The following is a 25,844-nucleotide window of genomic DNA, read 5'->3' on the forward strand; positions in this document are numbered from 1 at the left end:
AAATTGCGAAAATTAATTTCTGCTTGAATGAAGACCGTTCAGCCCTGAACGAAGGTTAAAAATTTGAATTCTGAAAACATGTCAAACCCGATTGATTTTCAAGGTGTGGCGCTCAGTACCTTGCGTATAGAAGAACAAGCTCTGCAAACACTGGCCACACAAATTGACGAGCGCTTTAGCCGCGCCTGCGAAATTATTTTGCAATGTAAAGGCCGTGTGGTGATCACCGGTATGGGGAAATCCGGGCATATTGGCCGTAAAATGGCGGCGACTTTTGCCTCGACCGGTACACCTTCATTCTTTATGCATCCGGGCGAAGCAGGACATGGCGATTTAGGCATGCTGGTACGGGGTGATGTGCTGATTGCCATCTCCAATTCTGGCAAAAGTGATGAAATCATGATGCTGATGCCGCTCATCAAACATCTGCAAGTGCCGTTAATTACCATCAGCGGAGATGACAGCGGCCCAATGCCACAAAATGCCGATGTGGCTTTAACTTTAGGGAACATTCAGGAAGCCTGCCCACTGGGTCTGGCACCGACCTCGAGCACCACCGCAACATTGGCCTTAGGGGATGCACTGGCTGTGGCCTTACTTGATGCGCGTGGGTTTACCGCAGATGATTTCGCCCGTTCCCATCCTGCGGGTGCTTTGGGTAAACGCTTGCTGTTGCATGTCAAACACTTAATGCATACCGGCGCCGAGCTGCCAAAAGTCGCGCCAGAAACCCCAATGAACAAAGTGCTGTATGAAATTTCCGACAAGCGTTTGGGGCTGACCACGGTGGTGGATGAACAGGACACCTTATTGGGAATTTTCACTGATGGTGATTTGCGCCGTTTAATCGACAAACAGCAGGGCTTTGATATTCATCTGCCGGTGGCTGAAGTCATGATCAAGCAGCCTGCGACCATTTCTCAGGAAGCCCGTGCGGTTGAAGCACTGGCACAGTTACGCGATAAAAAAATTAATCAATTTGTAGTGGTCAATGATGCACATCAGGTGATTGGTGTGATCAGTATGCATGACCTGATTCAGGCCGGGGTAAATTAAAAAATGGCATCGTATATTTTATTGGAACAGGCACGTCACGTTGAGGCTTTGGTTTTAGATGTCGATGGTATTTTAAGTGATGGCTTTGTCACCTTAACCAATAGCGGTGATGAAATTAAAAACTTTGATATTCGTGATGGTCTGGGCATGAAACTGGTGCAGCAGGCCGGGGTGAAAGTCATCATCATTACCGGGCGTACCAGCCATATTGTTGAAAAACGTATGAATGCCTTGGGTGTGGACCTGATTTATCAGGGCCGTGAAGATAAAGGCGTAGCTTTACGTGAAGCCTGTGCCCAGCTGAATCTGGCACCAGAAGACTGTCTGTATATGGGCGATGACTGGCCAGATTTATCTGCCTTTGCCATTGCCGGGATGAAAGTCACGGTGCCGAATGGTCATGTTGAAGTGCGTCGTCGTGCTGATCTGGTGACTCAGGCGCAGGGTGGCCGCGGTGCGGTACGTGAAATCTGCGATATGATCCTAATGTCAAAAGGCGTATACGAACAGTTACTTGAAAAGTATACCGCGATCCCTCATTAATAAGATATTCCTCTGATTGAGTTGAGTTAAAACCCCACTTATGGATACCCGAGTTTTATATATTACTGCGATTGCAATTGCAGCTGTAAGTGGTGGTTATTACTATTACAGCGGTAAAGGCAATAAACTGGATACCGAGGGTTCCAGAAGTATGACCTATACGGCGGAGCAGATTAACCTGACTCAAACCGATGAACAGGGGAATTTATATGTTCGCGCTCAGGTTGACCGTTTAGAGCAGGATATGCAAAAGCAGACCTCTCAATTACAGAACCTGAATGCGTCGATGTATAAAGAAGGGAAAGTTGATGCCACTTTTTATGCCAAGCAGGCGCATGGCTATAATGACAATGAAAAAGTGGTGTTATCTGACCAGGTGCGTGCCACCAAAATCTTAGCGCAAGGTCAATTAGAACTGCAGACGACAGAATTGACGGGCTATCCGGACAGTCGGGAAATTGAAACCGATAAACAGGTGATGGTGCAGTCTCCACAAGCTGAATTTGTAAGCCAAGGACTGAAAGCCAATTTGAATGATGGTCAATACGAATTTTTTAATATTCGAGGAACATATGAACGTTAATCCGAAGCTTGCAACACCTCGTACTTTCCTGCAGAAAGCCGCGCTTGTAGGTTTGGCAGTATTGTCCTCAGCTACAGCTTGGGCCTTGCCTTCAGACCGGAACCAGCCAATTACCCTGGTGGCCGACCGTGCGACATTTAATGAGCGTACCGGCATTACCACCTATACCGGTAATGTGATTATCGAGCAGGGCACAATGCGCTTGCAGGCCAATTCAATTGTGGCCAATCTGAACAGTAAAAAAGAAATCAGCACCATTACCGCCAATGGTAGTCCGGCACAGTTCCAGCAAAAGACTGACCCGAATAAAGGTCTGGCCAAAGGTCAGGCGCAGAAAATTGTCTACAATGCGGAAACCGGTATTATTACTTTGTCGGGCGGGGCATTTTTACAGCAGGATGGGGCCAGTATTCGCGGCAATACCTTGCGTTATAGTATGAACAAAGGCGATATTGAAGCCATTGGTACGCCAAACAACACCGGATCATCTTCAGGTCGCGTACAGATTGTGATTCCACCATCCAGTTCAAAATCATTCCCGGGAGCACGCGATTAATGGATCAGGTCGTACAGCCACAAACTCTGACAATCAAACACCTGGCCAAAAACTACAGTAAGCGCTGGGTGGTGAAAGATGTTTCTTTCTGTATGCAAAGTGGCCAGATTGTCGGCTTGCTTGGCCCAAATGGTGCAGGTAAAACTACCAGCTTCTATATGGTGGTTGGCCTGGTGCGTATGGACAAGGGGGAAATTCATCTGGATGAACTGGATTTATCTGACCTGGCCATGCATGAACGTGCGCGCAAAGGCATCGGTTACCTGCCACAAGAGGCGTCAATTTTCAGAAAACTGACCATTGCTGAAAATATCATGTCGATTCTGGAAACCCGTAAAGACTTAAACAAGCAGCAGCGTCAGCAACGTTTAACCGAACTGCTGGCCGACTTTAAAATTACCCATATTAAAGATTCACTGGGCATGAGTGTATCGGGTGGTGAGCGACGTCGTGCAGAAATCGCCCGTGCTTTGGCTGCCGATCCGAAATTCATGTTGCTGGATGAACCTTTTGCCGGGGTAGACCCGATTTCTGTCGGGGATATTAAAGATATTATTAGTACCCTTAAAGATCGCGGAATTGGTGTATTAATTACCGACCATAACGTGCGTGAAACATTGGCAATTTGTGAACGTGCCTATATTGTCAGTGAAGGTGCAGTGATTGCCGAAGGAACTCCACAGGAAATTCTGGAAAATGAAACTGTGAAACAGGTCTACCTAGGTGAAGATTTTAAGGTGTAGTTATTAAAATATACACATCATGGTTCGCTGTGATGTGTGTTTTATCTGTTAAATGTCATAAAGTTGAAAAAATATAAAAAATTAAATTAAAAAAGCATTAAACTTTCACAAAATATTTCATCGTATTCGTTTAATTATAATGATGAGTAATACAAGAGCCGTAATAGGCCAAAAAAATAAAGTTAAGTATATGCTATTTGGGGGAATCTTATTGTTCAGTGGTCTGACGGAACCGTCGATGGCCGAACAAAGTTCCACGCATGAAGATCCATCTTTAAAACAGCATTTTGCCTCTATTTTTAGCCCCCAATCTGACCAGAATTTTAATCGGGTTCGTATTAGTGAGCTGAGCCAGTTTCAGCTCGATACACAAAATATTCAGGAAATGCCCCGGGTAGTGCCAGCATCATCTGTTTCAGAAACTGCGGCATCAGCCCGATCCTCTGTGCAACAGCCTTTGAGTTTTAATGACACCATTCGGACCGCTGTTCAGCGTCATCCTGAAATTTCCCAGGCCATTTCCACTCTGGCAGCCCAGAATGCCAGTATTGATGTGGCGAAGTCCGGTTATTATCCACAATTATCTGGTGGTATTTCCACAGCGGACCTGACCAAAGGCGAGCGCGGCCGTCAGCTGCTGAGCCTGAATGCCACGCAAATGCTCTATGATTTTGGCAAGGTCAAAAGCAGTGTCAATCTGGAACAGGCCCGTTTGGCCGCAGAGCAGGCCAATGTGCTGGTCAGTATTGATGATATTGCTTACCAGACTGCCAATGCCATGATTAATATCAAACGCTATCAGGAAATTACCCGTATTGCTGAAGAGCAGATTCAGGGGATTGCCCGCATTGCGGAAATCACCAATTTACGTGCCGAGGCCGGAATTAGTACCCAGGCCGACCCGATTCAGGCCCGTTCCAATCTGGAAGCTGCGGAAGCCAATTTAATTGTGCAGCAAACCCAGCTGCGCCAATTTCAGCAAAAGCTGCGCACCTTGGTCGGGTTTGAGGTTCATCAGCGTAACTGGCAGATTCCAGAGCGGCTGGTGAAAGAGGCGCAATTATATTCAGAGCCGGTTTTTCAGCAGATTCCCGGACTAATCGCTGCTCAGGCTGAAGTTAAAGTGGCCAAATTACGCAAGCAGCAATCACGTTTAAGTGCTTATCCCACTTTAAATGTGAAAGGTTCTATAAGTCAGGCCATCAATGGTCGTAATCCGAATAACAATGAAGATGATGGCCTCTATAATTCGATCATGCTGGAAGCCAATAGCAACTTTTATCAGGGCGGCGCAATTGCGTCACAAACCCGGGCGGCCAGTTATGCAGAAGAAGCGGCCAAGGCACGGGTCAATAGTGTGTATCTAGAGGTGCTGGATGAAACCCGTATGCTGCGTGAAGAAATCCAGAACAAGCAGCGCCAGATGAATATTCTGGTCAAGCGTCAGGCTACCACCATCCAGACCAAAGAGCTGTATCAGGAACAATATAAATTAGGCACGCGCTCAGCTGTCGATTTACTGAATGCCGAACAGGCAATTCATAGTGCCGCCCAGGAAATTGAAAATACGCGTTTTGATATTTATGCCGCCATTGCGCGCTATATCTCCATTACCGGACGGACACGCGATATTTATGATTTAAACCATATATCCATTCAGGGGCTTGAAGTTCAGCCATGAGTACTAAAATAAATTATCAACCGTGGCTTCAAGCAGTGCTGAGCATTGCCAAGCATTACCGGATTGAACCATCCGCAGAACGTATCCGCTTGCAGCTGGACTGGAATCCGAACCAGAACATTGATGATATTTTAAATCTGATCGCCCGTCAGGTGGGCCTAAGTCTGCGCAAAACCGACTTTAGCGCCGAAGTGATCAATCCCTGGCGTTTGCCGGTACTGGTTGAATTCCAGGATGGTCAGGTAGGCGTAATTGACAAGGTCGATGCCGAAGGCAACCTGAGCATTCAGTTCAGTGGCGATCAGGGTTTATCACAAACGCTGGCCAGCGATACTTTGGCGGAGCATGTGTGGCATGTCTATATCCTGCGCCCGGAAAAATCGGTTCCCGATGCGCGGGTAGATGAATATGTCAAACCCTATGAAGATAACTGGTTCTGGTCAATTGTGCTACGGGACTGGAAACGTTATATCGATGTAATGTTTGCCTCCCTGATGGCCAATATTCTGGCACTGGCCACCATCCTGTTTTCGATGAATGTCTATGACCGGGTAATTCCGGCGCAATCGGTTCCAACCTTGTGGGTATTGGCAGGCGGGGTGCTGATTGCGGCCATTTTCGAGTTTAGTTTAAGGGTCGCACGGATTTACCTCTCCGATATTATCGGCAAGCGCGCTGATCTGCGTATTTCAGATCGGGTATATGGACATGCGCTACGGATTAAAAACAGTGAACGCTCCAAATCGACCGGGACCTTTATTTCACAAATCCGTGAACTAGAAGGGGTGCGTGAACTGGTGACGTCGACCACCATTTCTGCAATCGCTGATTTGCCTTTCTTCCTGCTGTTCCTTGGCGTGTTCTGGGTGATTGGTGGGAACCTGTTCTGGGTGATGCTGATTGTGGTACCGCTCATGATTATTCCGGGCATTCTGGCGCAAAAGCCTCTGGCTAAACTGGCCAACGAGGGGATGCGTGAAGGCGCAATCCGCAATGCCATGCTGGTGGAATCGGTACAGGGCATTGAAGACATCAAGTTATTACGCGCCGAAGCCCGCTTCCAGAACCAGTGGAATCATATGAATGAAGTCTCCGCCGATATTGCCATGCGTCAGCGTAAAATTGTCGGTGTCATGACCGCCTGGACCCAGAAAATTCAGGGGCTGACCTTTGCGATTGTGGTGCTGGTGGGCTGTTTTGCGGTGATGGATGGGGAAATGACCACCGGTGCTCTGGTGGCTTGTTCAATTTTATCTTCACGGATGCTGGTGCCAATTTCACAGATTGCCGGCGTGCTGGGCCGTTTGCAACAGGCCAAAGTGGCGAAACAGGGACTGGATGAATTAATGAAAAAACCGGTTGATCAGCCGGAACATAGCCACTTAATTCATCGTCCGGTGTTAAATGGTCATTATGAATTAAGCGGGGTCAGCTTTAAATATGGCGAAGATGATGCCAAACCGACCTTGATGGTGGCCAAGCTCGAAATTAAAGCCGGTGAAAAAATTGCTATTCTGGGCCGGAATGGTGCCGGGAAATCTACCTTGTTGCAGCTTTTTTCCGGCATGCAAACCCCGAATCAGGGCAAAATTAAACTCGATGGCGTAGAGTTGGGCCTGATTGATCCTGCTGATGTACGCCGTGATATGGGCCTCTTGAATCAGAATGCACATCTGTTTTTTGGCACAGTGCGGGAAAACCTGACCTTGGGTGCACCGTTGGCCAATGATGACGATATTTTGCAGGCACTTCGAATTACCGGCGCGCTGGCTTTTGTGCAGGAAAAGAAAGAAGGGCTGGACCATCTGATTCTGGAAGGTGGTGTGGGGTTCTCTGGTGGCCAGAAACAGGCCTTGTTGCTGGCCCGTTTGCTGCTGCGTCAGCCGAATATTTTATTGCTGGATGAACCAACGGCTGCAATTGATGATGTCTCCGAGAAACAGCTGATTGATCATTTGAAAATGTGGCTTGGGCACCGGACTTTGGTGGTGGCCACCCATCGCCGTGCAGTGTTAGAGCTGGTGGACCGGATTATTGTGGTCAATGATGGAAAAATTGTGATGGACGGGCCACGAGATCAGATTCTTAATCAGTCTGCATCTCAACCACGTCAGATGGCAGGAGCGAAGTCATGAGTGAACAATTAAGCAAACGTTCAATGCAGGTGACCGAGCTGGAGCCACCTTTACCTAAAGCCAGTCTGTTTATCTGGATTATCTGTATTGGACTGGCAGTTTTGCTACTCTGGGCCTGGCTGTTCAAGCTGGAAGAAGTATCTACCGGCACTGGTAAAGTGGTGCCATCTTCGAAAGAGCAGGTGGTACAGTCTTTAGAAGGCGGGATTCTCACCACCTTGAATGTCCGTGAAGGGGAAATTGTCAATCGGGGTCAGGTGCTGGCCCAGCTGGACCCGACCCGGTTTGCTTCTAATGTGGGTGAATCGGAATCTTTACTGGTATCTTCCTTGGCCACTTCGGCCCGGTTACGCGCTGAAGTAAATGGCACGCCTCTGGTTTTTCCTGAAGAAGTGCTGAAAGAGCCAAAACTGGTACAGCAGGAAACTGCTTTATACAATTCGCGCCGGGCCAACTTAGAAGAATCGCTGGCCGGTTTACGGCAGGCTCTGGTGCTGGTCGAGCAGGAATTGCGTATGACTGAACCCTTGGTGGCCAAAGGTGCGGCCAGTGAGGTGGAAGTGCTGCGTCTGAAACGCGAGGCCAATGACCTGCGTAACCAGATGAATGATATTCGTAACCAGTATTATGTCAAAGCGCGTGAAGAGCTGTCCAAGTCCAGTACCGATGTACAGACCCAGCAACAGGTGGTACGTGGCAAGTCCGACACCTTGAACCGCACAGTCTTCAAGTCGCCGGTACGGGGTGTGGTCAAGGAAATTGATGTGATGACCATTGGCGGGGTCGTACCGCAAAATGGCAAGTTAATGACCATTGTGCCTTTAGATGAACAGCTGTTAATTGAAGCGCGGATCTCGCCGCGAGATATTGCATTTATTCGCCCAGACCAGGAAGCACTGGTCAAAATTACCGCCTATGATTATTCGATTTATGGCGGTTTAAAGGGTAAGGTCACGGTGATTTCACCGGATACCATCCGTGATGAAGTCAAGCAGGACCAGTTTTATTATCGGGTCTATATCCGGACTGATACCGATAAACTGACCAATAAATCTGGCCAGCAGTTCAGTATTACCCCCGGAATGGTGGCCACGGTTGATATTAAAACTGGTTCTAAAACCGTACTGGATTATCTGATTAAACCGTTTAACAAGGCCCAGAAAGCATTACGCGAGCGTTAATCGTCAATTCAACTCAACCTCCCAGTTTGGGAGGTTTTTTTATTGCCAAAACTTGCCTGAAAACACGATATAATTTCAGAGATTATTGCATTTTAGCTGTGTTATGCCATTTACCATTGCCTCCCTTGTTCGCTTTGAAGAAGATATTAAAAAGAGCCGTTTTGAGGCCATTGCCGTACCGGTAGAAAACGAACAGGCGGTTAAAGATTTTCTGGAAGCCAACAAAGACCTGACCACTACCCATCAATGCTGGGCATGGAAAATTGGCCATCAGGTGCGTTTTAATGATGATGGTGAACCTTCTGGCACTGCCGGCCGACCTATTCTGGCTACCATTGAGGGCAATGAGCTGACCAATGTGCTGGTGCTGGTCAATCGCTGGTATGGCGGGATTAAACTTGGCACCGGTGGCCTAGTGCGTGCCTATGGCGGTTGTGCCGGGCAATGCCTGCTGCTGGCAGAAAAAATTGAACTGATTGAAAAGAAAAAAGTCGAGTTTCAGTGCCAGTTTAATGAATGGGCCATTTTTCAATATGAACTGAATAGCCAGAATATCGAGTTTCAGGAACAGTACGGGGCAGATGGCGTGCAGGTCAATGCCTTATTACAGGTGCATCAGATTGAGCCTTTGGCCTTAAAAATTCAGGACGTTACCCGTGGCCGGGAACAGCTCAAAGTCATGGAGGAGCCAGCAGATGACTGAACATGATCCTTTGCTGAAATATCGGGAACAGCATAAACATCGGCTGAATTATATGCCATGGTTGTACTGGTCGCTGAAATCGAAAAATCGGGGATGGGCTGAAGCCTGGCAAAAAGACTATCAGGCCTATTTGATGGAGATGGAAACGGTAGAAATTGGCGAGAACTGCTTTATTTCACCGTTGGCACATATTTTTGCCGAACCGGGACGTAAAATTATTATTGGGGATAATACCTTTATTGCCGCAGATTGTACCTTGCATGGCCCGTTGGACATTGGCAGTGAAGTGGCAATTAATCATCATAGTATTCTAGATGGTGGCCGGGTCGGCATTAAGATTCACGATCAGGTGCGTATTGCCGCCTATTGCCATTTATATGCCTTTGATCATGGCATGGATTTGGCTCAGCCGATTTACCAGCAGCCGGTGCGTTCGCAGGGCATCGAAATTGAACGCGATGTCTGGCTGGGTGCTCATGTCGGCGTTAAGGATGGTATTAAAATTGGCGCCCATGCGGTTGTCGGCATGCACAGTATGGTCACCAAAGATATTGAAAGCCGGGCCATTGTCGCGGGGAATCCGGCACGTTTGATTCGTTATCGTGATTAATCTCATACATAGCTCTCTATCTTCAAATGTCTGTGTTTTATTTACATTTTGTCATGTCATCCGCTGAGGACTTATGCTAAGTTTTAGATAACAATTAAAACGAAAGCCTGGCAGACAGGCAACAAGAGAGGCGACAATGAAACGAGTAATTGCCTGTATTGATTCTTCACCCTGTATCAATGCACTCGCGGAAGCCGCAGCGTGGATAGCCAAGCAGACCCAGCGGGAACTGGTGCTGTTACAGGTGCTGGACTATTATCCGGCCAGTTATCACTTAGGTGAAATTAGCGGGGTCATTGGTTTTGAAAGCAATGCCATGTTATTGAAGGAACTGGCCGAGCTGGAACAGAAGCAGAGCGACATTGCGCTGGAATATAGCAATAATCTGCTGCGTCATATTTCCGAGATGGTGCAGCAAAAATATAATATCGTGCCGACCCAGATTCAGGAAAAAGGCGATTTTCTTGAACAAAGTTTTAATGTCTTGCAAGAAGATGATATTGCGGTCATCGGCCGGGTTGGGGAGCGTTCCGCCGAACGCAATAAAGCCCTGGGCAGTAACGTCGAAAACTTTATCCGCGGGGCCAATTGTGCCGTTATGACCGTGGGCGAGCAGTTTAAGCCGCCAACCCGTTTTATTTTCGCTTATGAATATTCACCAACCTGCTTAAAAATCATGAAGCGCATCACCCAAAGTGATTTGCTGCGTCTGCTGCAATGTCATTTGCTGTATGTGGGTGATCATCCGGAAATATTAAATGAACCGACCCAGTATTTAAAAGCCGCTGGTTTAGATGTGGTGGTGGAATATCGTTATGGAGATGTGGCGGAGAATATTCTGGATTATCAGCGTGAACATGGTATTCAGCTAATTTTGCTTGGGGCCTTTAGCCACAGCAAAATCCATCAGTTTTTCTTAGGCAGTATTACCACCACCATTTTCCGGAATTCCAATGTGCCGTTACTGGTGGTGAAATAAAGCCCAAATATCTTACACGCATCTGATGAATTACTGTCCAAGGTTATCCGCATTTATTGTGGATAACTATATGGACAGTATATGTAAGTTTATAAAAAATAAAATAAATATTATTTTGTGTGTTTTTTGTTCTGTTTGGGCCTTATTTAACGATGGCCAAGGCAAAGCCATCATGCCCTTTGCTGCCTACCGTTTGTAAGGCAGTTGAAGACAATAAACGTGGATGCTCCTGCATTAGCTTAAACATCTCGCGAATGCCTTCAATGCTGGGCTTGTGATTGTCCGGATTGATGATGTCACCGGCGCGAATTACATTGTCCAGAAAAATTAAGGTGCCGGAGCGTGACAGATTCAGGCTCAGTTCCAGATATTCCGGATAGCTCTGTTTATCCGCATCAATAAAAATAAAGTCAAACGGGGCAGTATCAGCTGGCAGGCTTTTTAAAATATCGGCGGCGCGGCCCACACGCAAATCAATAGTCTGTTTCAGCTTGGCCTGATCAATATTTTCCTGTGCCACGGCGGCGTGTGCATCACGACCTTCAATAGTCAGAATATAGCCATCTTCCGGCAAGGCACGCGCCAGCCACATGGTGCTATAGGCAGCAAAGGTACCAAGTTCCAGAATACGTTTACAGCCGTTCATCTGAATTAACATCTGTAACAACATGCCCTGGTTGGGCGCAACAGCAAGGTGATCCGGATAACCCCGATCATCGGTATGTTTTAAGGTTTGGGTCAGAATCGGATCTTCAGGAATTAAATGTGTTTCGATGTAGTGGTCGAGGTCGGTCCACATTTGTTTCATAGTCGGGGGCACCTTTGTTGCAATGCATGCATTTTAAACTTTTCCCCCTAGAGTGCAATTTTTATCGGGAGAGTTGCAGAATTAATAGACATAAAAAGAGGTGCCGCAGCACCTCCGTATTCAGATCCGGATTTATTCGTAATAGCACATTGACGAATAGCGGCTTAAATCCGGTCCCCAGGTACGATAGCCCTGCGTATCAATATGGATTTGCCCTGAAGCATACAGTCCCAAGCCCATATTCAGGCTTTGACCATACTGGGTCCAGAACTGGCACAGTCTGAACTTGGTATTTTCAATAAAGGCATAATCTTGCGGCTGTGGAAATTCCGGCCCAATCCGGAAATCAATAGCGGAATTATATAAATGCCGTGAGGAACTGGCACCACCGGCGCACTGGTTCAGCGGTAAATCGCGATAGACTGAAGTGACTTCAAAATCGGTCAGGACTTTGGAGGCAACCAGATATTTAAAGACTTTTAAGGTTGGAATCTGATTGCGCCATAATTCGCGGTTGGGCACCATGTATTGCGAGCGGCCACATTTTTGCCAGTCACGTGCGGTGCGCAGTAATTCAAAACTTGGAATAATATTGCCGACGCCTTCAGCATTCAGGAATTTTTCATATTCGCGGACCTGGCGCAGGTTATCGGTCACGGCAATCCAGCTGTTATAGGCATAGGGCACCACTTTTGGTGCGACCTTGCGTTCATAGCTGATTTTTTCTTGTGGGATATAAATCCGTTTTCCATCAGGCGAATGAATCGTTTTCCCTTTCTGCGGTGTGGTTGTACATCCGAGCATGATCAGGGGCACGATGCTGAGCGAGAGCATCGCCTTGAGAAATTGCGTCATTATGCAAATCAAACGTTTACTAAAATCCTAAGCATTCTAATCTAAAAGCTTCGGTAAAAATTGAAAATATTGCAATCAAATGTGTGTTTTAGGTATAAAAAAAGATCAGCTTTTGCTGATCTTTTTAAAATTACTTTTCTAAGTATTGTAATTTGTCTGGCTTGCCATTCCATTCTTCACGGTCAGCAGGTTGTTCACCAATTTGCGTGATATTTGGCCATTTTTCTGCCAGTTCAGCATTCAGCTCGATAAATATTTCCTGACCTTCTGGTAGCTCATCTTCCGAGAAAATCGCATTGGCTGGACACTCAGGTTCACACAGTGCGCAGTCGATACATTCATCCGGGTTAATCACCAGGAAGTTTGGACCTTCATAGAAACAATCTACAGGGCATACTTCTACACAGTCTTGATATTTACATTTAATACAGTTTTCAGTGACAACAAATGTCATGGCGACAGCTACCTAAAAATATGGTTCTAATAACTAAGCTGTATTTTAGGCAAAAATGATGTGAACTAACAATTGCTTTTACTGATATTTGATATAGACAGTGCTACTAAATTTGATAAAAGTGCTATAAAACCATCAAAAAAACTTATAAATGAAAAAGACTCTCAAATGAGAGCCTTTCCATATATGAGATTCAAGTCTTGAATCAGGTGTTTAGCTGCTCTTTCAGGGCATACAATTGTTCTAGAGCCTGACGTGGAGTGAGATTATCAACATCCAGCTGGCGTAAGGCTTCGAGGGCCGGTGATGGTTTTTCAACTTCGACAATCCGTTCAATCACTTCAGTTTCTACCACCGGTTCACTGAATAAATCATGCTGGACCGATTTTTGTACCGACTGATGTGACTGCTTTTCCAGAATCTTCAGGCGATTTTGTGCTTCTTTAATCACATTGGCAGGAATACCGGCCAGTTTGGCCACCTGCAAACCATGACTCTGGCTGGCCGGACCCTGCTGGACTTTATGCAGTAAAATCAGGTTGCCATTGAGTTCTTTGGCCGTAACATGATAATTATCAATACCTGATTCTTTGCCTAGCTCGGTCAGCTCGAAATAATGCGTAGCGAACAGGCATAAGCATTTGATCCGTTTGGTTAAATCCAGCACACAGGCCCAGGCCAGGGACAGGCCATCATAGGTACTGGTGCCACGGCCGACTTCATCCATCAGCACCAGTGACTGATTGGTGGCATGATGCAGAATTTGCGAGGTTTCGGTCATTTCCACCATAAAGGTTGATTTACCGGTAGACAGGTCATCGGCCGAACCAATCCGGGTGAAAATCCGGTCAATCGGACCTAGCACCGCAGCTTGAGCCGGCACATAACTGCCACAATAGCCAAGCAGGGCAATTAGTGCGGTCTGGCGCATAAAGGTCGATTTACCGCCCATATTCGGCCCGGTAATAATTGCCATACGATGGTTAAAATCCAGTGTGGTGTCATTTGGGGTAAATGCGGTTTTGCTCAAGGCTTCCACCACTGGATGACGGCCGGCGACAATCTTGACTCCAATTTCCGGTGAAAATTCCGGACGGGTCCAGTTTTTCAGGCGGGCCTGATGGGCAAAGTTGGCCAGCACATCAATCTGGGCAATGGCGCTGCTCATCATCTGCAAATTGCCAATGTCCTGACGCAGCTCATCCAGCAGCATTTCAAACAGCATTTTTTCCCGTGCCAGCGCGCGTGATTCACTCGACAATACCTTATCTTCAAAACTTTTCAGTTCCGGGGTGATATAACGCTCGGCATTTTTTAAGGTCTGACGACGGATATAATGCTCCGGTGCCTGTTCGGCCTGCGCACGGGACAGTTCAATATAGTAGCCACTAACGCGGTTATAGCCAATTTTAAGCGTGTTGATGCCAGTACGTTCACGCTCCTGAATTTCCAGATCAATCAGGAACTGACCGGCATGATCACGGATTTGACGTAACTCATCCAGCTCGCTGTCAAAGCCTTCGGCAATGACATTACCATCACGCAGCAACACCGGTGGCTGTTCCACAATGGCCGCCATTAAACGCTGGTAAAGGCCCTGAAAATCGCCCAGTTCTTCATTCAGCTGTTGTAAATATTTGGATTGGCCGGCACTGACAATCGGCTGCACGGCATGACGTAAATACGGAATCTGGGCACAGGCCTGACGCAGCTGCACCAGATCACGTGGGCGCGCACTGCCTAAAGCGACCCGGCTCAGCACACGTTCAATATCACTAATTTCTTTCAGTACCAGACGAATTGGTGCATCGTGATAACCGGTTAAAATCGCTTCGGTCGCATCCAGCCTTGCATCCAGCAGTGCGGTATCACGTAGCGGTTGCATTAAGGTGCGGCTAAGTAGACGACCACCCATCGCGGTCTGGCAGTCATTAATCAGCTGAAACAGTGAGGTGCCGTGTTCAAATAAAGGTTCAATCAGTTCCAGATTACGCCGGGTCACCGGGTCTAGCGCAATAAAATCGCTACTTTGTTCCAGCTGAATCGAGCGGATATGCGGCAACGCCGTTCTTTGGGTTTCTTTGGCATAGTGAATCAAGGCGGCGGCGGCGGCTTTGGCCAAAGGCAAATGATCAATCCCAAAGCCAGATAGGGTAGCTACGCCTAGCTGGTCACACAGGGTTTTCTGGGCATTATTCAGGTTAAAATCGACATTTGGACGTTTGGTAACCGGGCAATCCAGCTGTTTTTTAACAGACTCGATGATATTCGGATCGACAATATCTTCATCGACCACAATTTCGCTTGGCATGAGACGCGACAGTTCAATCGCCAGCTGTTCCGGTTGATACTCCTGCTGCTGGACCTTGAAAATACCGGCACTTAAATCTAGCAGTGCAATCCCGATCTGGTTCTGCTGTAAACAGAGCGCGACCAGGTTGGAAGATTGATAGCTGTTGAGCAGGGCATCGTCGGTGAGTGTGCCGGGGGTAATAATCCGTACTACGCCACGTTCCACCGGGCCTTTGCCAGTTACCTCGCCAATTTGCTCGCAGATCACCACGGTTTCGCCTTTTTTGACTAGTCGCGCCAGATAACCTTCGGCAGAATGATAGGGCACGCCGGCCATCGGAATTGGCTGGCCATTGGCCTTACCGCGATGGGTCAGGGTAATGCCTAACAGTTTGGCCGCCTTGTGCGCATCATCAAAAAATAATTCGTAGAAATCACCCATTCGATAAAACATTAAAGAATGTGGATGTTGCATCTTCACTTTTAAATATTGTTGCATCATCGGGGTATGCGAAGATAAGTCAGCCACAATTTCTTGCATGTTCATGTACATTCAGTTCCTTCAATTAACGCATGGGTGTTGGAATGGCTTTCACCGCGTGGATGTCATTTGGGCCAGCTGGAGCAGGTAAAACATCGTGTTTAAATCCTGCACGTCGATGCTGTTGACGACCCAACAAGCGCTTCATCTTAACAAATTTAGCTAGGCGGAAAAAACCGATTCTGGAAAATCTGTGCTGAAACTGAGCAGCTTATGGCGGAGAAAATTAAGCGAGCAATACAGCTGATGAAGATTGCAGCAGAGAAGACCAGGAAATATGGAAAGCAGCGTTGCAGCAATGCGCTCGAAGCAGCAGGAGAGGCACTCTATACTGGGGTAAAGAACAACATGAAGATGAGCCCATGATGCCCAAATTCTATTATCAGGCTTTGCCAGTACAGGTGTATTTTGGTGCGGGGGAAGCCAAGCGCACGCAGGATATTCTCAAGCAGGCCGGTTATCACAAGATTCTGCTGATTGCCACGCCCGGCCAGCAGAAGGCCGCTGAGCAGCTGGCCCGGCAACTTGGTGATTTGACCGTTACGGTTTATGCTCATGCGGTAATGCACGTGCCGGCAGAGGTGGCACGGCAGGCGATTCAGGCCGCCCAAGAATTACAGGTGGATTGCTGTCTGGCTTTGGGTGGCGGTTCGGCTATTGGTTTAGCCAAAGCCATTGCACTGGACACCCATCTGCCAATTGTGGCAATTCCGACCACCTATGCGGGCAGTGAAATGACCCCGGTATATGGTATTACGGAAAATCAGCTGAAAACCACCGGCAAAGCTGCACAGGTGTTACCGAAAATCGTGATTTATGATCCAGCGCTTAACCTGAATCTGCCGGCAGAGATTTCTGCCTGTTCGGGCATGAATGCCATGGCGCATGCGGTGGAGGCTTTGTATGCAGAAAATAAAAATCCGGTGATTAGCCTGATGGCGCTGGAGGCGATTCGCTGTCTGGCCACCGCTTTACCGGAACTGGTACAGCATCCGAACGATATTCAACTGCGTGAACAGGTCAGCTATGGCGCGTGGCTGGCTGGGATTTGTCTGGGTTCGGTCGGTATGGCGATTCACCATAAAATCTGTCATAGCCTAGGGGGCACCTTTAACCTGCCTCATGCGCAAACCCACGCGATTATGCTGGCCTATTCGGTGCACTATAACCGCCATGCCGATGTACAGGCGATGGATCAACTGGCCGCTGCACTGGGTGTTGACAGTCGGGAGGAGCTGGGCCGTTTTATCTATCAATTAAACCAGCGCCTGCAGATTCCTCTGGCTTTAAAAGACTTAGGGTTACCGGAACACGCCCCGGCGGACATTGCCCGGATGATTTGTGATTCGCCGTATTATAATCCGCGTGAATATGACGATGATGAATTAAAGCAGCTGTTGCTGCAGGCTTATGCCGGTTTGCCTCCTGCCACACTTTAATACATAGCAATATGTAGCCATCTTCCAGAGATAAAAAAACCGAAGCGGTTGAAGGCTTCGGTTTTTTATTGGCAGGTTAAGGTTTATATAAACCCAGCTCCTGCAAGTGTAAGCGTAAAATCCGGCGCAGTTCCAACACTGCTTCTGGAGTTTCCTGAATCGAGTGGCCGCCGGTAATAATTTTTTCAGACTGGGCCTGTTTCAGATGCGCACTTTCATAGGCCACAATATCATCGGTGATGAGAGCAGGGTCGTTACTCTGACTGGTATTGCCCATAATACTATGATATTTCAGTCCTTTACGTGGCTGAATATCTTGAGTTAAGGCAATAAATTTGGACTGATGGCTTAAATCGCTCGGGCCATTTTGAATCAGGCCTTTATCCAGCTCATTGACCAGATCTTTCAGGCTCGGGTCTTCATTTAACAATGAATCGGTGGCCGCATTTAAAAATGCCCCCGGTAAACGGATAATTTTACGCGCCACTTTGGTAAACCAGCGATCGGCATATTCGGTGCCGCGGTGCGGAGCGGCCAAGAAAATTGCCCGGTTAAAGTTAGGAATATCCTGCATAATCAGGCGCTGCTGAATCACGGGAATACGGCGGTATTTGGCCAGTTGTCGGCCACTCATCATCGACAGGGCTTCTTTGGACACATCGGCATCACTGACCAGGAGTCGGGCAATAATCCCGCCCATACTGTGGCCGACCAGCACCGCATCTTTTTTCGCCGCGGCTTTGGGATTGACCTGCTGGAAGGCTTGGGTCAATAGAGCATGAATCTGGAAACGGCTTTCAATAATTGGCATATTGGTCGAATAAAACACCTGCCAGACCTGATAATGCTCGCGTAACACTGGATCACCCATAATATCGTTGGTTAAGCGAATCCAGGCTTCCGGACTACTGGCCAGACCATGCACCAAAACCAGCACTTTTTTATTCGGATTATATGGTTCCAGAAAATATAAATGCGGCATGGCCAGCTTGTCATCACGGTCAATCAGTGACAGATAAGCCGATTTCAGCAGATTATTTTCCGCCAGCCACAGTCCATAAGGCGCAGAAAAATTAGCCGCCAGCGGATAGTTTTTATTGGCAATGCGGGCCTGTTCATATTTATAGGGATCATAGGCGCGCAGGCGAAAATCTTTGTTCAGGATATCCTCTACATTGCCAAACTGCTGCGGTTCAGCCACCAGGGTTGCCGCCAGATAACGGGCCTGATGGATATTCGGATTCTGATTGTTTGGATAACGATGGCTTAAAGGATCAATAATATAACGGGCTTTCTCTGGCTGATCTGCGCGCTGCTCCGGCAGAATGACCAGAAATTCCGAGCCAAAACCATCACGACGGGTAATGGAGCGCAAGCCTGAAAAGTTCAGGTCATAGGTGGCTCTTAACTGCTCGATTTTTTGCTGTTTTAAGGTTGGAAAATAATTGAAATCAATATGATAGGTGCTTTCACCGACCTGAATCTGGCTGGCCACTACATCTGGTTGATAGCGCAGGGTATAGCTGGACACCAGTTTGGCAATGGCCTGATTATAAAAGTCGCGGATTTGTACCTGACGGTTGTCAAAAATCCGGTCTTGTGGCGCCCGTTCGGTCTTGAACATATAGGCATAGCTATAACGGATACTTTTATCCAGCATAAACAGCTGCTGGTCGAGGCATTTTTGATAGTTCTGCTGCTGTAATTGCTGTTTTTCTTCAGACTGGTGTTTGCTTAAAATCCCGATTTTACAATTGGAGGAATCGGCCAGTTGCATGGCTTTGGCCAGATAAACTTCGCTGGCAGTGGACAGCAGCTGTTCATCCAGAATTTCCGGAATCTGCTTCAGTTCATCAATACACTGTTTCGGGTTTTCGGTACAGATTTGCGCTTCACGGCCAGTCATGGACAAGACATTGAGGCTGGCCTCGCTCAAGCGGTCACGAGATAAAATACTTTCCCGTTCGTTGGCAATGCTGACATTTAATGCTTGCTGTTTAACACTGACCGTTTGGCAGCCAACGAGAATGGAACTGCTGAGCGCGGTGGCCAGCATCATCTTATACGTCATAGTGGTCATGTGAATTCGCATCGTATTTTATAAGTTTTTTTTAATCATACTGAATTTCTTGGTTTTTTCAATTGACAAAAAAATAGGCCATATAACATGACCTATTTTTTCTTGCACCGGGCTTAAGCCTTCGGTGTCATGATTTGCCAGACATTCCAGCGGCCCTGTTTTTCAATTTCAGTAATTAAACGGTCTGCCACAGCTGCTTCTTGCGGATACTTGATCTTGTAGTTTTTCAAGGTCTGTACCGCATTTTTCTTTTGCTCTAAAGCAATATAGTTGTTGGCAGCAGCCAGATAGGCTTCCTGTACGCCGGCTTTCATGGCTTTATCTAAATAAGAAATTGCTTCACGATGACCGCCACCTTCAGACAGGGCAAAACCAAACCAGAAATTGGCTTCGGCATCTTCCTTGTTAATTTTCAGGATGCGCTGTGCATAAGCCAGAGAACGGGTGGTATAAATTGAACCTAAGTCCAGGTTACGTGCCATTACGCTGGCTTTAAAGGCACGAATCAGCACATCAAAAGAGGCATTTTCCTGTACCGCCAAGCTGTCCAGTTGTTGGGTGACTTCTTTGAGTTTAGCTTCAAAACCGCGGCGTTCCTGACGGTCAGTAAAACGTGGTGGATAGTGACGTGCTTTACCTTCGACCATCTGTAAAAAGTCATCAATTTCGGTGATGTCAATTTCATTTTCACCGGCCAGCACCGCAAACTTCAAGCTGCGCTGGTTGTTGTTGATGGTCGGAATAATCAGACGGTTGGTGTCTAAAGTAATTTTTTTCGATGGATTATCCGGGGCAGTTACTTCCATTTTAGTCACTGGCTGGGCCGCAGCCTGTTGCAGGTTCAGTTCAAATGGAGGAGGTGCATCATAATTAAACGGATTTAAAGCATAAAATGGAGGGGTCAGATCAGGCTCGGTAAACACAATTGGTGCATTGGCTGGGTTTTGTTGTTTTGGTGCAGTGGAACAGGCTGAAACTAAAGTGGTCGCAATCAGAGCAAATGCCAAAGGCTTAAGCGTCATAATATTCATCCGTTAATTTATTTTAAAATGGCTGAGCATGTTCGTCAGTCTAAAAAATCTGTGACGAACATGCAAGAGAAGGCAAGAAGTTTGCTGTTACCGTGTTGTTAAGCTTTGGACTGGCTGCTTTGTGCTTCACATTCACGGCGCACATCTTCAATAATTTTTAATTCTTCAGCACTAAACGGCTGTTCGTTTTGCTGCTGCTTTTTAAAGCTTGGGTCGAGTAAAGACAGACGCTGGCATAAGGTATTCATGCGTTTTTCATTGTGCTGAATACGGTCTAGCAAGACCCGCATGCCGTCTAGAATCGGATCGGACTGATCCTGGGTGGCCGCATAGGGCTGGAAACCGATGCTTTCAGCATAGTCACGGCGACGTGCTTCGGCTTCATCTTTCGGCTGATCTTTGGTAATAAAACGCGCCGGATTGCCGACCGCGGTGGTATTGGCCGGTACCGCTTTGGTCACCACTGCATTGGAACCGACTTTGGCATTTTTACCCACGGTAAATGGCCCGAGAATTTTCGCGCCAGCACCAACAATCACGCCATCTTCTAAAGTCGGGTGACGTTTGCCTTTGTTCCAGGTGGTCCCCCCAAGGGTCACGCCATGATACAGGGTCACATCATCGCCAATTTCGGCTGTTTCACCAATCACCACACCCATACCGTGGTCAATAAAGAAACGGCGACCAATTTTCGCGCCCGGATGAATTTCAATACCGGTGGCAAAGCGGCTAAATGAAGACAGCAGGCGCGCCGAACCCTTGCAGTCTTTGTTCCAGAGTTCATGTGCAACCCGATGCATGATCAGGGCATGAATGCCGGGATAGGTAGTTAAGACTTCCAAGGTATTGCGTGCAGCAGGATCGCGCGCAAAGACAGCTTGTATATCTTCTTTGAGCTGTTTAAGCATTATCTTGATCCTCGTCCTGTGTCGATGTTGTTGATGATTTTTTCCATGAACCGTTATTCAATGCCTGTACGCGACTAAAAATGCCACGTAATAAGTGATATTCCATACGATCTAATTGTATACGTCCAAAAAGCCGACGCAAGCGCAAAGGTAATAATCTTGGATTTTTCGGATCCATAAATTCAATCTCGGCCAGCATTTTTTCAATATGCGGATAGAACTGTTCCATCTGGGCATGGGTCACTAAAGGTTCATCCCATTCCATTTCAATGCCATCAAGAACTTGCATGGTGGCTTTAGGGTCTGGCTGCTGTTCTACCCGGGCCATGGCTGCCATCCGCATTTCATAACAGATAATCTGAATGGCCTGGGCCACGTTTAACACGCCGTAATCGCTATTCACCGGAATGGTGACATGGTAATTGGCTAGGGCCAGTTCTTCATTGGTCAGACCACGATCTTCACGGCCAAAAATCACCGCAATTTCCTGATGCGATGCCGTGACGGCCTGCATGGCTTTTTCCGCAGCCGGGCGGACATCCAGCAGCGGCCAGGGAATGGTGCGGCTGCGCGCACTGGTACCAAACACCAGATGACAGTCCTGAATGGCCTGTTCCAGGGTGTCGACAATTTCAATCTGTTCAATCAGATCGGTGGCACCGGCCGCCAGTGCGTCAATATCCGGATGCGGATAGGTCTTCGGTGCGACCAGCACCAGTTTGGACAGGCCCATGGTTTTCATGGCGCGTAAGGCGCTGCCGATATTGGCGGGCAGAGTGGTATTGACCATGACAATACGCACATGGGAGAGATGTGCTGACAAGGCAGCATTGTCGACTTGACTCATACAAGGTCCAGAATAAAGAAAATTTTAAATTAAGAATATTGACCCATTTCGGCCTGATATAAATCGAGCGCATCATCCATGCTCATGTCCGCTGGAGGTGCCGGAACGTGGGCAGGCTTGGGCTCATGCGCCACCGCTTGGGCGGCTTTAGATTTCACCTGATATTCAATATGCAGCGCATCTTTACCAAAATAATCACGTAGCTTGATCAGCAGTTCATCCATTGGCGCGACTTTCCATTGCACGCCTAAATGCAGTTCAGCAGTGGCATAACCATAATCTACATACAGAATCACAGGAATATGCGTGCTCATATCAATATTGGTATACGGCATCAAAATCTGCTGTACATCACGACTCAGCGTTTTACTGTCATGTTCGGCAGATAGCGTAATCTTGATACTGTTAGCCCGTTTCTGACGGATTTCATTCAGGCTAAAGGCTTTGGTCAGACGCCCCATTGGACGGTCAAAACCTTCGCGCTCATAAATTTCGCCTTCAATCACCACCACTTTTTCAACCTGGATGATGTCTTTAAAGCGCTGGAAACGCTCGTGATTGGCTGATACTTCAATTCGTGCGGTGCCATCATCTAAGGTCACCACCACCCGGTTCGGGAAGTTGGCCACATCCAGCACCAGTCCGGCAAAGACTGTGGTGACCCCACGGCGGGTCGGACTCAGTTCATTAATTCGCGCCGGAATAAAGGATTTCAGCTCAGCCCGGTATACATCAATCGGGTGGCCGGTCAGGTACAGGCCTAAAGTATCTTTTTCACCTTTTAAGCGGACTTCATCGGACCACGGTTTAACCGGTTTGGCCGGTTTGCGCTGCACTTCTTCGACTTCACCAAACAGGTCCATAATCCCGGTTTCACGGTTAGAACGGGCCTGTTCTGCAGCTTGCACCGCTTCCGGTAACTGCACCATCAGGCTGGAACGTTCAATGCCTAAACAGTCTAGCGCACCGGCACGAATCAGGGCCTCTAAGGTGCGTTTATTGATTTTTTTCAGGTCAATCCGGTGACAGAAATCAAACAGGTCTTTATATGGTCCTTGCTGGATACGCGAATCAATCACCGATTGCATGGCCTGTTCACCCACGCCTTTAATTGCGCCTAAACCATACACAATGGTTTTGTCATCGGTGGCATGGAAATGATACAGCGACATATTCACCGACGGTGGTAATACTTCCAGACCATTGTGACGGCAGTCATCAATCAGGAACACCACGTTATCGGTGTTCTGCATTTCCGAGGACATGACGGCAGCCAGGAACTCGGCTGGATAATGGGCTTTGAGCCAGGCGGTCTGGTAGGCCACTAACGCATAGGCAGCGGCGTGTGATTTGTTAAAACCATAGCCGGCGAACTTTTCCATATAGTCGAAAATATGGTTGGCGGTGGCTTCATCAATGTCTTTTTGGGCTGCACCTTCAATAAAGATTTTACGCTGCTTGACCATTTCTTCGGGTTTTTTCTTACCCATGGCACGGCGCAGCAAGTCTGCACCACCAAGCGTATAACCGGCACAGTACTGCGCGGCCTGCATCACCTGTTCCTGATACACCATAATCCCGTAAGTTGGTTCCAGTACGCCTTCAAGCAGCGGATGCAGGTATTCAAATTCACCGCCATGCATACGGTGAATAAAGTCCGGAATCAGGTCCATTGGACCCGGACGATACAAAGATACGAAGGCAATAATTTCTTCAAACTTGCTTGGGCGTGCTTCTTTCAGCATCTTTTTCATGCCCACGGATTCAAACTGGAATACCGCAGTAGTATTAGCATTGGCAAAGACCAAATAGGCATCTTTGTCATCCAGCGGAATATGCGCAATATCCAGCGGGATCTCGGGTTTAACCCGTTTATTGATATTCTGCACCGCATCTTCAATTACGGTCAGGTTACGCAGCCCCAGGAAGTCGAACTTGACCAGACCAGCGGCTTCAACGTCATCTTTATCGTACTGGGCCACCCGGCCGGTGCCATCGGCATCGCACAGCACTGCAGAGAAGTCGGTAATTTTGGTCGGTGCAATGACCACACCACCGGCGTGTTTACCGGTATTTCGGGTAATGCCTTCGAGCTTTAATGCCATTTCCCAGATTTCAGAAGCATCGTCATAGTCCGGGTTACCCGGATTGGTGACAATATCTTTTAACTGCGGTTCAGCCGCCAGCGACTCTTCCAGACTCAGACCCAAAGGTTTGGTCGGAATCATTTTGGAAATACGGTCGGCCAGACCATAAGATTTACCCAAAACCCGGGCCACGTCACGAATCGCGCCTTTAGCGGCCATGGTACCGAAGGTGGCAATCTGCGATACTGCATCACGGCCATAGGTACGGGCCACGTAGTCAATCACGCGGTCACGGCCGGCAATACAGAAGTCGACGTCAAAGTCGGGCATCGAGACACGTTCCGGGTTCAGGAAACGTTCGAACAGCAGTTCATAGCGCAGCGGATCCAGATCGGTAATTTTTAAACTGTACGCCACCAGCGAGCCGGCACCCGAACCACGACCCGGACCGACCGGCACGCCGTTATTCTTCGACCACTGAATGAAGTCCATCACGATCAGAAAGTAACCCGGGAATCCCATCGAGTTAATAATATTAATTTCGTATTCAATCCGCTCATCATACGGTTTGCGGATTTCAGGCCAGTCTTCATCGCGCTGCGCTACCGGATAAAGATGGTTCAGGCGCTCTTCCAGACCTTCCTTGGATAAATGCGCAAAGAAGGTTTCAATGGTATGGCCTTCCGGAATCGGGTAATCCGGCAGGAAGTATTTGCCCAGTTGCAGCGTCACATTACAGCGCTTGGCAATGTGATAGGTGTTTTCAATGGCAGACGGAATGTCGGCAAACAGCTCGGTCATTTCTGCAGCGGTTTTAAAATACTGCTCCGGGCTGTAGTTTTTTGGTCGGCGGCTATCGCCCAAAACATAACCATCGGCAATACAGACGCGCGCTTCATGCGCTTCAAAATCTTCACGGCTGATGAAGTGCACATCATTATGTGCCACCACGCCAATATTATATTTTTTCGCCAGCTGTACCGCTTCATAAATGAAGTCTTCTTCATTCGGGCGATTGGTGCGGGTCAGGGCCAGATAAACCCGGTTTCCAAACTTGGCAATCCATTCTTCAAGTAAAGGTTCGGCTTTTTGCGGGTTAGAGGTACAGAGCATTTTACCGACATCGGAGTGAATGCCGAGCAGGGCGATTAAATCGTCATGCTGCTCCAAGACCCAGTCTTTCTGTACGCAGGGAATATCCAGCTGCTGGCCTTCAATAAAACCGCGCGACACGATTTCGGTCAGATTACGCCAGCCATGATTGTTCATGGCCAGTAAGGTCATGCGATGTTCGGCATCATTCAGGCGGATTTCCGAACCCATGATCGGCTTGATGCCTTTGCCCAGACATTTGCCATAGAATTTGACGGCGGCATGCAGGTTGGACAGGTCGGTGATGGCCAGGGCAGGCATTTCTTCACTGGCTGCGGCTTTGACTAAATCAGGTATACGTACGATAGATTCTGTAATCGAAAATTCAGTATGAATACCAAGATGAACAAAGTGCATAAATCAGTCCCTGCAAAAACCACTGCACATTTTAGCACGGGATTTTGGCTTTCAGTTTGAAATTAAGGGGAAATGGCGAAGTTTTAGATATGTAAACCAACGTAGCGGATTGGTTTCTCATCACTTGAACAGTAATCTGCATGGGCTGAAAACCAGCGTTTTCGGGCTGCTATGAGGGTGATTAACAGCCAAAATAAAACCCTCCGTAGAGGGTGATTGATTT

Annotated in this window: 23 protein-coding genes; 13 read left to right on the forward strand and 10 right to left on the reverse strand. The window is 47.7% G+C overall.

Annotation, left to right across the window (positions count from 1 at the left end; genetic code table 11):
- Window positions 1–78 precede the first annotated feature (78 nt).
- The 11 genes from FTT68_RS02690 (at window position 79) to FTT68_RS02740 (ending at window position 10,770) form a co-directional block, all read left to right on the forward strand.
- Window positions 79–1,056, forward strand: coding sequence for an SIS domain-containing protein (locus FTT68_RS02690; RefSeq protein WP_005178820.1), 978 nt, complete (start codon window positions 79–81; stop codon window positions 1,054–1,056).
- Window positions 1,057–1,059: 3 nt separating this feature from the next.
- Window positions 1,060–1,599 (forward strand): HAD family hydrolase, encoded by a 540-nt coding sequence (locus tag FTT68_RS02695; RefSeq protein WP_005178818.1) that lies wholly within the window; start codon window positions 1,060–1,062, stop codon window positions 1,597–1,599.
- Window positions 1,600–1,639: 40 nt separating this feature from the next.
- Window positions 1,640–2,182: an LPS export ABC transporter periplasmic protein LptC gene (lptC, locus tag FTT68_RS02700; protein WP_005178816.1), complete on the forward strand. Its 543-nt coding sequence runs from the start codon at window positions 1,640–1,642 to the stop codon at window positions 2,180–2,182.
- The gene (gene lptA, locus FTT68_RS02705) at window positions 2,172–2,738 is read left to right on the forward strand and encodes a lipopolysaccharide transport periplasmic protein LptA (RefSeq protein WP_045794900.1); all 567 of its coding nucleotides are present in this window, start codon (window positions 2,172–2,174) and stop codon (window positions 2,736–2,738) included. Before lptC ends, lptA begins: the two co-directional genes overlap by 11 nt.
- Window positions 2,738–3,481, forward strand: a complete 744-nt coding sequence (lptB, locus tag FTT68_RS02710) for an LPS export ABC transporter ATP-binding protein (protein ID WP_005178814.1) — start codon at window positions 2,738–2,740, stop codon at window positions 3,479–3,481. Before lptA ends, lptB begins: the two co-directional genes overlap by 1 nt.
- 190 nt (window positions 3,482–3,671) lie before the next feature.
- Window positions 3,672–5,162 (forward strand): TolC family outer membrane protein, encoded by a 1,491-nt coding sequence (locus tag FTT68_RS02715; RefSeq protein ID WP_373685541.1) that lies wholly within the window; start codon window positions 3,672–3,674, stop codon window positions 5,160–5,162.
- Window positions 5,159–7,297, forward strand: a complete 2,139-nt coding sequence (locus tag FTT68_RS02720) for a type I secretion system permease/ATPase (RefSeq protein ID WP_180175184.1) — start codon at window positions 5,159–5,161, stop codon at window positions 7,295–7,297. Before FTT68_RS02715 ends, FTT68_RS02720 begins: the two co-directional genes overlap by 4 nt.
- The gene (locus FTT68_RS02725) at window positions 7,294–8,478 is read left to right on the forward strand and encodes an HlyD family efflux transporter periplasmic adaptor subunit (protein WP_180175185.1); all 1,185 of its coding nucleotides are present in this window, start codon (window positions 7,294–7,296) and stop codon (window positions 8,476–8,478) included. Before FTT68_RS02720 ends, FTT68_RS02725 begins: the two co-directional genes overlap by 4 nt.
- A 103-nt stretch (window positions 8,479–8,581) precedes the next feature.
- The gene (locus FTT68_RS02730; RefSeq protein WP_005178810.1) at window positions 8,582–9,181 is read left to right on the forward strand and encodes a YigZ family protein; all 600 of its coding nucleotides are present in this window, start codon (window positions 8,582–8,584) and stop codon (window positions 9,179–9,181) included.
- Complete coding sequence (locus tag FTT68_RS02735; RefSeq protein WP_045794903.1) at window positions 9,174–9,791, forward strand: DapH/DapD/GlmU-related protein; 618 nt, start codon at window positions 9,174–9,176, stop codon at window positions 9,789–9,791. The genes FTT68_RS02730 and FTT68_RS02735 overlap by 8 nt, the downstream gene beginning before the upstream one ends.
- A gap of 136 nt (window positions 9,792–9,927) precedes the next feature.
- Window positions 9,928–10,770, forward strand: a complete 843-nt coding sequence (locus FTT68_RS02740; RefSeq protein ID WP_005178808.1) for a universal stress protein — start codon at window positions 9,928–9,930, stop codon at window positions 10,768–10,770.
- 142 nt (window positions 10,771–10,912) lie between these two features.
- Here the strand turns inward: FTT68_RS02740 and FTT68_RS02745 are convergent, their stop codons facing one another.
- The 5 genes from FTT68_RS02745 to FTT68_RS14035 all read right to left on the reverse strand — a co-directional run bounded on the left by FTT68_RS02745 (window position 10,913) and on the right by FTT68_RS14035 (window position 15,868).
- Entirely contained in the window at window positions 10,913–11,578 is a 666-nt protein-coding gene (locus tag FTT68_RS02745) for an O-methyltransferase (RefSeq protein ID WP_005178807.1), read from the reverse strand.
- Between the two features lie 132 nt (window positions 11,579–11,710).
- Entirely contained in the window at window positions 11,711–12,433 is a 723-nt protein-coding gene (locus FTT68_RS02750) for a D-Ala-D-Ala carboxypeptidase family metallohydrolase (protein WP_104988470.1), read from the reverse strand.
- Window positions 12,434–12,563: 130 nt separating this feature from the next.
- Complete coding sequence (gene fdxA / locus FTT68_RS02755) at window positions 12,564–12,887, reverse strand: ferredoxin FdxA (RefSeq protein ID WP_180175186.1); 324 nt, start codon at window positions 12,885–12,887, stop codon at window positions 12,564–12,566.
- Window positions 12,888–13,092: 205 nt separating this feature from the next.
- Window positions 13,093–15,726 carry a DNA mismatch repair protein MutS gene (gene mutS, locus FTT68_RS02760; RefSeq protein ID WP_168400064.1) on the reverse strand — a complete coding sequence of 878 codons (2,634 nt, stop codon included), beginning with the start codon at window positions 15,724–15,726 and terminating at the stop codon, window positions 13,093–13,095.
- Window positions 15,727–15,745: 19 nt separating this feature from the next.
- On the reverse strand, window positions 15,746–15,868 hold the full coding sequence (locus FTT68_RS14035) for a hypothetical protein (RefSeq protein WP_257229461.1): 123 nt from the start codon (window positions 15,866–15,868) through the stop codon (window positions 15,746–15,748).
- Between the two features lie 65 nt (window positions 15,869–15,933).
- Here FTT68_RS14035 and FTT68_RS02765 point away from each other — a divergent pair, with 65 nt between their 5' ends.
- The gene (locus tag FTT68_RS02765) at window positions 15,934–16,086 is read left to right on the forward strand and encodes a hypothetical protein (protein ID WP_155756624.1); all 153 of its coding nucleotides are present in this window, start codon (window positions 15,934–15,936) and stop codon (window positions 16,084–16,086) included.
- Window positions 16,086–17,159: a maleylacetate reductase gene (locus FTT68_RS02770; RefSeq protein WP_180175215.1), complete on the forward strand. Its 1,074-nt coding sequence runs from the start codon at window positions 16,086–16,088 to the stop codon at window positions 17,157–17,159. The genes FTT68_RS02765 and FTT68_RS02770 overlap by 1 nt, the downstream gene beginning before the upstream one ends.
- 76 nt (window positions 17,160–17,235) lie before the next feature.
- On the opposite strand, the gene FTT68_RS02775 is transcribed toward FTT68_RS02770, so the two are convergent.
- The 5 genes from FTT68_RS02775 to dnaE form a co-directional block, all read right to left on the reverse strand.
- Window positions 17,236–19,239 (reverse strand): triacylglycerol lipase, encoded by a 2,004-nt coding sequence (locus tag FTT68_RS02775; RefSeq protein ID WP_005178802.1) that lies wholly within the window; start codon window positions 19,237–19,239, stop codon window positions 17,236–17,238.
- Window positions 19,240–19,352: 113 nt separating this feature from the next.
- Window positions 19,353–20,261, reverse strand: coding sequence for an ABUW_2363 family tetratricopeptide repeat lipoprotein (locus FTT68_RS02780; RefSeq protein ID WP_005178801.1), 909 nt, complete (start codon window positions 20,259–20,261; stop codon window positions 19,353–19,355).
- 107 nt (window positions 20,262–20,368) lie between these two features.
- Window positions 20,369–21,178: a serine O-acetyltransferase gene (cysE, locus tag FTT68_RS02785; protein WP_005178800.1), complete on the reverse strand. Its 810-nt coding sequence runs from the start codon at window positions 21,176–21,178 to the stop codon at window positions 20,369–20,371.
- On the reverse strand, window positions 21,171–22,025 hold the full coding sequence (locus tag FTT68_RS02790; protein WP_005178798.1) for an RNA methyltransferase: 855 nt from the start codon (window positions 22,023–22,025) through the stop codon (window positions 21,171–21,173). The genes cysE and FTT68_RS02790 overlap by 8 nt, the downstream gene beginning before the upstream one ends.
- A gap of 29 nt (window positions 22,026–22,054) precedes the next feature.
- Window positions 22,055–25,621 (reverse strand): DNA polymerase III subunit alpha, encoded by a 3,567-nt coding sequence (gene dnaE, locus FTT68_RS02795; RefSeq protein WP_005178797.1) that lies wholly within the window; start codon window positions 25,619–25,621, stop codon window positions 22,055–22,057.
- Between the last annotated feature and the right edge of the window lie 223 nt (window positions 25,622–25,844).

Source organism: Acinetobacter sp. Q85-2, assembly GCF_013420555.1.
Lineage (GTDB): Bacteria > Pseudomonadota > Gammaproteobacteria > Pseudomonadales > Moraxellaceae > Acinetobacter > Acinetobacter indicus.

What these genes read in the sequence shown, in the direction of transcription:
- FTT68_RS02775 (WP_005178802.1), bottom strand. Translation starts at nt 19,239, where the DNA reads ATGACCACTATGACGTATAAGATGATGCTGGCCACCGCGCTCAGCAGT.
- FTT68_RS02735 (WP_045794903.1), top strand. Translation starts at nt 9,174, where the DNA reads ATGACTGAACATGATCCTTTGCTGAAATATCGGGAACAGCATAAACAT.
- FTT68_RS02725 (WP_180175185.1), top strand. Translation starts at nt 7,294, where the DNA reads ATGAGTGAACAATTAAGCAAACGTTCAATGCAGGTGACCGAGCTGGAG.
- FTT68_RS02780 (WP_005178801.1), bottom strand. Translation starts at nt 20,261, where the DNA reads ATGACGCTTAAGCCTTTGGCATTTGCTCTGATTGCGACCACTTTAGTT.
- FTT68_RS02715 (WP_373685541.1), top strand. Translation starts at nt 3,672, where the DNA reads ATGCTATTTGGGGGAATCTTATTGTTCAGTGGTCTGACGGAACCGTCG.
- dnaE (WP_005178797.1), bottom strand. Translation starts at nt 25,621, where the DNA reads ATGCACTTTGTTCATCTTGGTATTCATACTGAATTTTCGATTACAGAA.
- cysE (WP_005178800.1), bottom strand. Translation starts at nt 21,178, where the DNA reads ATGCTTAAACAGCTCAAAGAAGATATACAAGCTGTCTTTGCGCGCGAT.
- FTT68_RS02750 (WP_104988470.1), bottom strand. Translation starts at nt 12,433, where the DNA reads ATGACGCAATTTCTCAAGGCGATGCTCTCGCTCAGCATCGTGCCCCTG.
- FTT68_RS02720 (WP_180175184.1), top strand. Translation starts at nt 5,159, where the DNA reads ATGAGTACTAAAATAAATTATCAACCGTGGCTTCAAGCAGTGCTGAGC.
- FTT68_RS02745 (WP_005178807.1), bottom strand. Translation starts at nt 11,578, where the DNA reads ATGAAACAAATGTGGACCGACCTCGACCACTACATCGAAACACATTTA.
- lptA (WP_045794900.1), top strand. Translation starts at nt 2,172, where the DNA reads ATGAACGTTAATCCGAAGCTTGCAACACCTCGTACTTTCCTGCAGAAA.
- FTT68_RS02690 (WP_005178820.1), top strand. Translation starts at nt 79, where the DNA reads ATGTCAAACCCGATTGATTTTCAAGGTGTGGCGCTCAGTACCTTGCGT.
- FTT68_RS02765 (WP_155756624.1), top strand. Translation starts at nt 15,934, where the DNA reads ATGGCGGAGAAAATTAAGCGAGCAATACAGCTGATGAAGATTGCAGCA.
- lptC (WP_005178816.1), top strand. Translation starts at nt 1,640, where the DNA reads ATGGATACCCGAGTTTTATATATTACTGCGATTGCAATTGCAGCTGTA.
- FTT68_RS02740 (WP_005178808.1), top strand. Translation starts at nt 9,928, where the DNA reads ATGAAACGAGTAATTGCCTGTATTGATTCTTCACCCTGTATCAATGCA.
- fdxA (WP_180175186.1), bottom strand. Translation starts at nt 12,887, where the DNA reads ATGACATTTGTTGTCACTGAAAACTGTATTAAATGTAAATATCAAGAC.
- FTT68_RS02695 (WP_005178818.1), top strand. Translation starts at nt 1,060, where the DNA reads ATGGCATCGTATATTTTATTGGAACAGGCACGTCACGTTGAGGCTTTG.
- lptB (WP_005178814.1), top strand. Translation starts at nt 2,738, where the DNA reads ATGGATCAGGTCGTACAGCCACAAACTCTGACAATCAAACACCTGGCC.
- mutS (WP_168400064.1), bottom strand. Translation starts at nt 15,726, where the DNA reads ATGAACATGCAAGAAATTGTGGCTGACTTATCTTCGCATACCCCGATG.
- FTT68_RS02770 (WP_180175215.1), top strand. Translation starts at nt 16,086, where the DNA reads ATGCCCAAATTCTATTATCAGGCTTTGCCAGTACAGGTGTATTTTGGT.
- FTT68_RS02730 (WP_005178810.1), top strand. Translation starts at nt 8,582, where the DNA reads ATGCCATTTACCATTGCCTCCCTTGTTCGCTTTGAAGAAGATATTAAA.
- FTT68_RS14035 (WP_257229461.1), bottom strand. Translation starts at nt 15,868, where the DNA reads ATGAAGCGCTTGTTGGGTCGTCAACAGCATCGACGTGCAGGATTTAAA.
- FTT68_RS02790 (WP_005178798.1), bottom strand. Translation starts at nt 22,025, where the DNA reads ATGAGTCAAGTCGACAATGCTGCCTTGTCAGCACATCTCTCCCATGTG.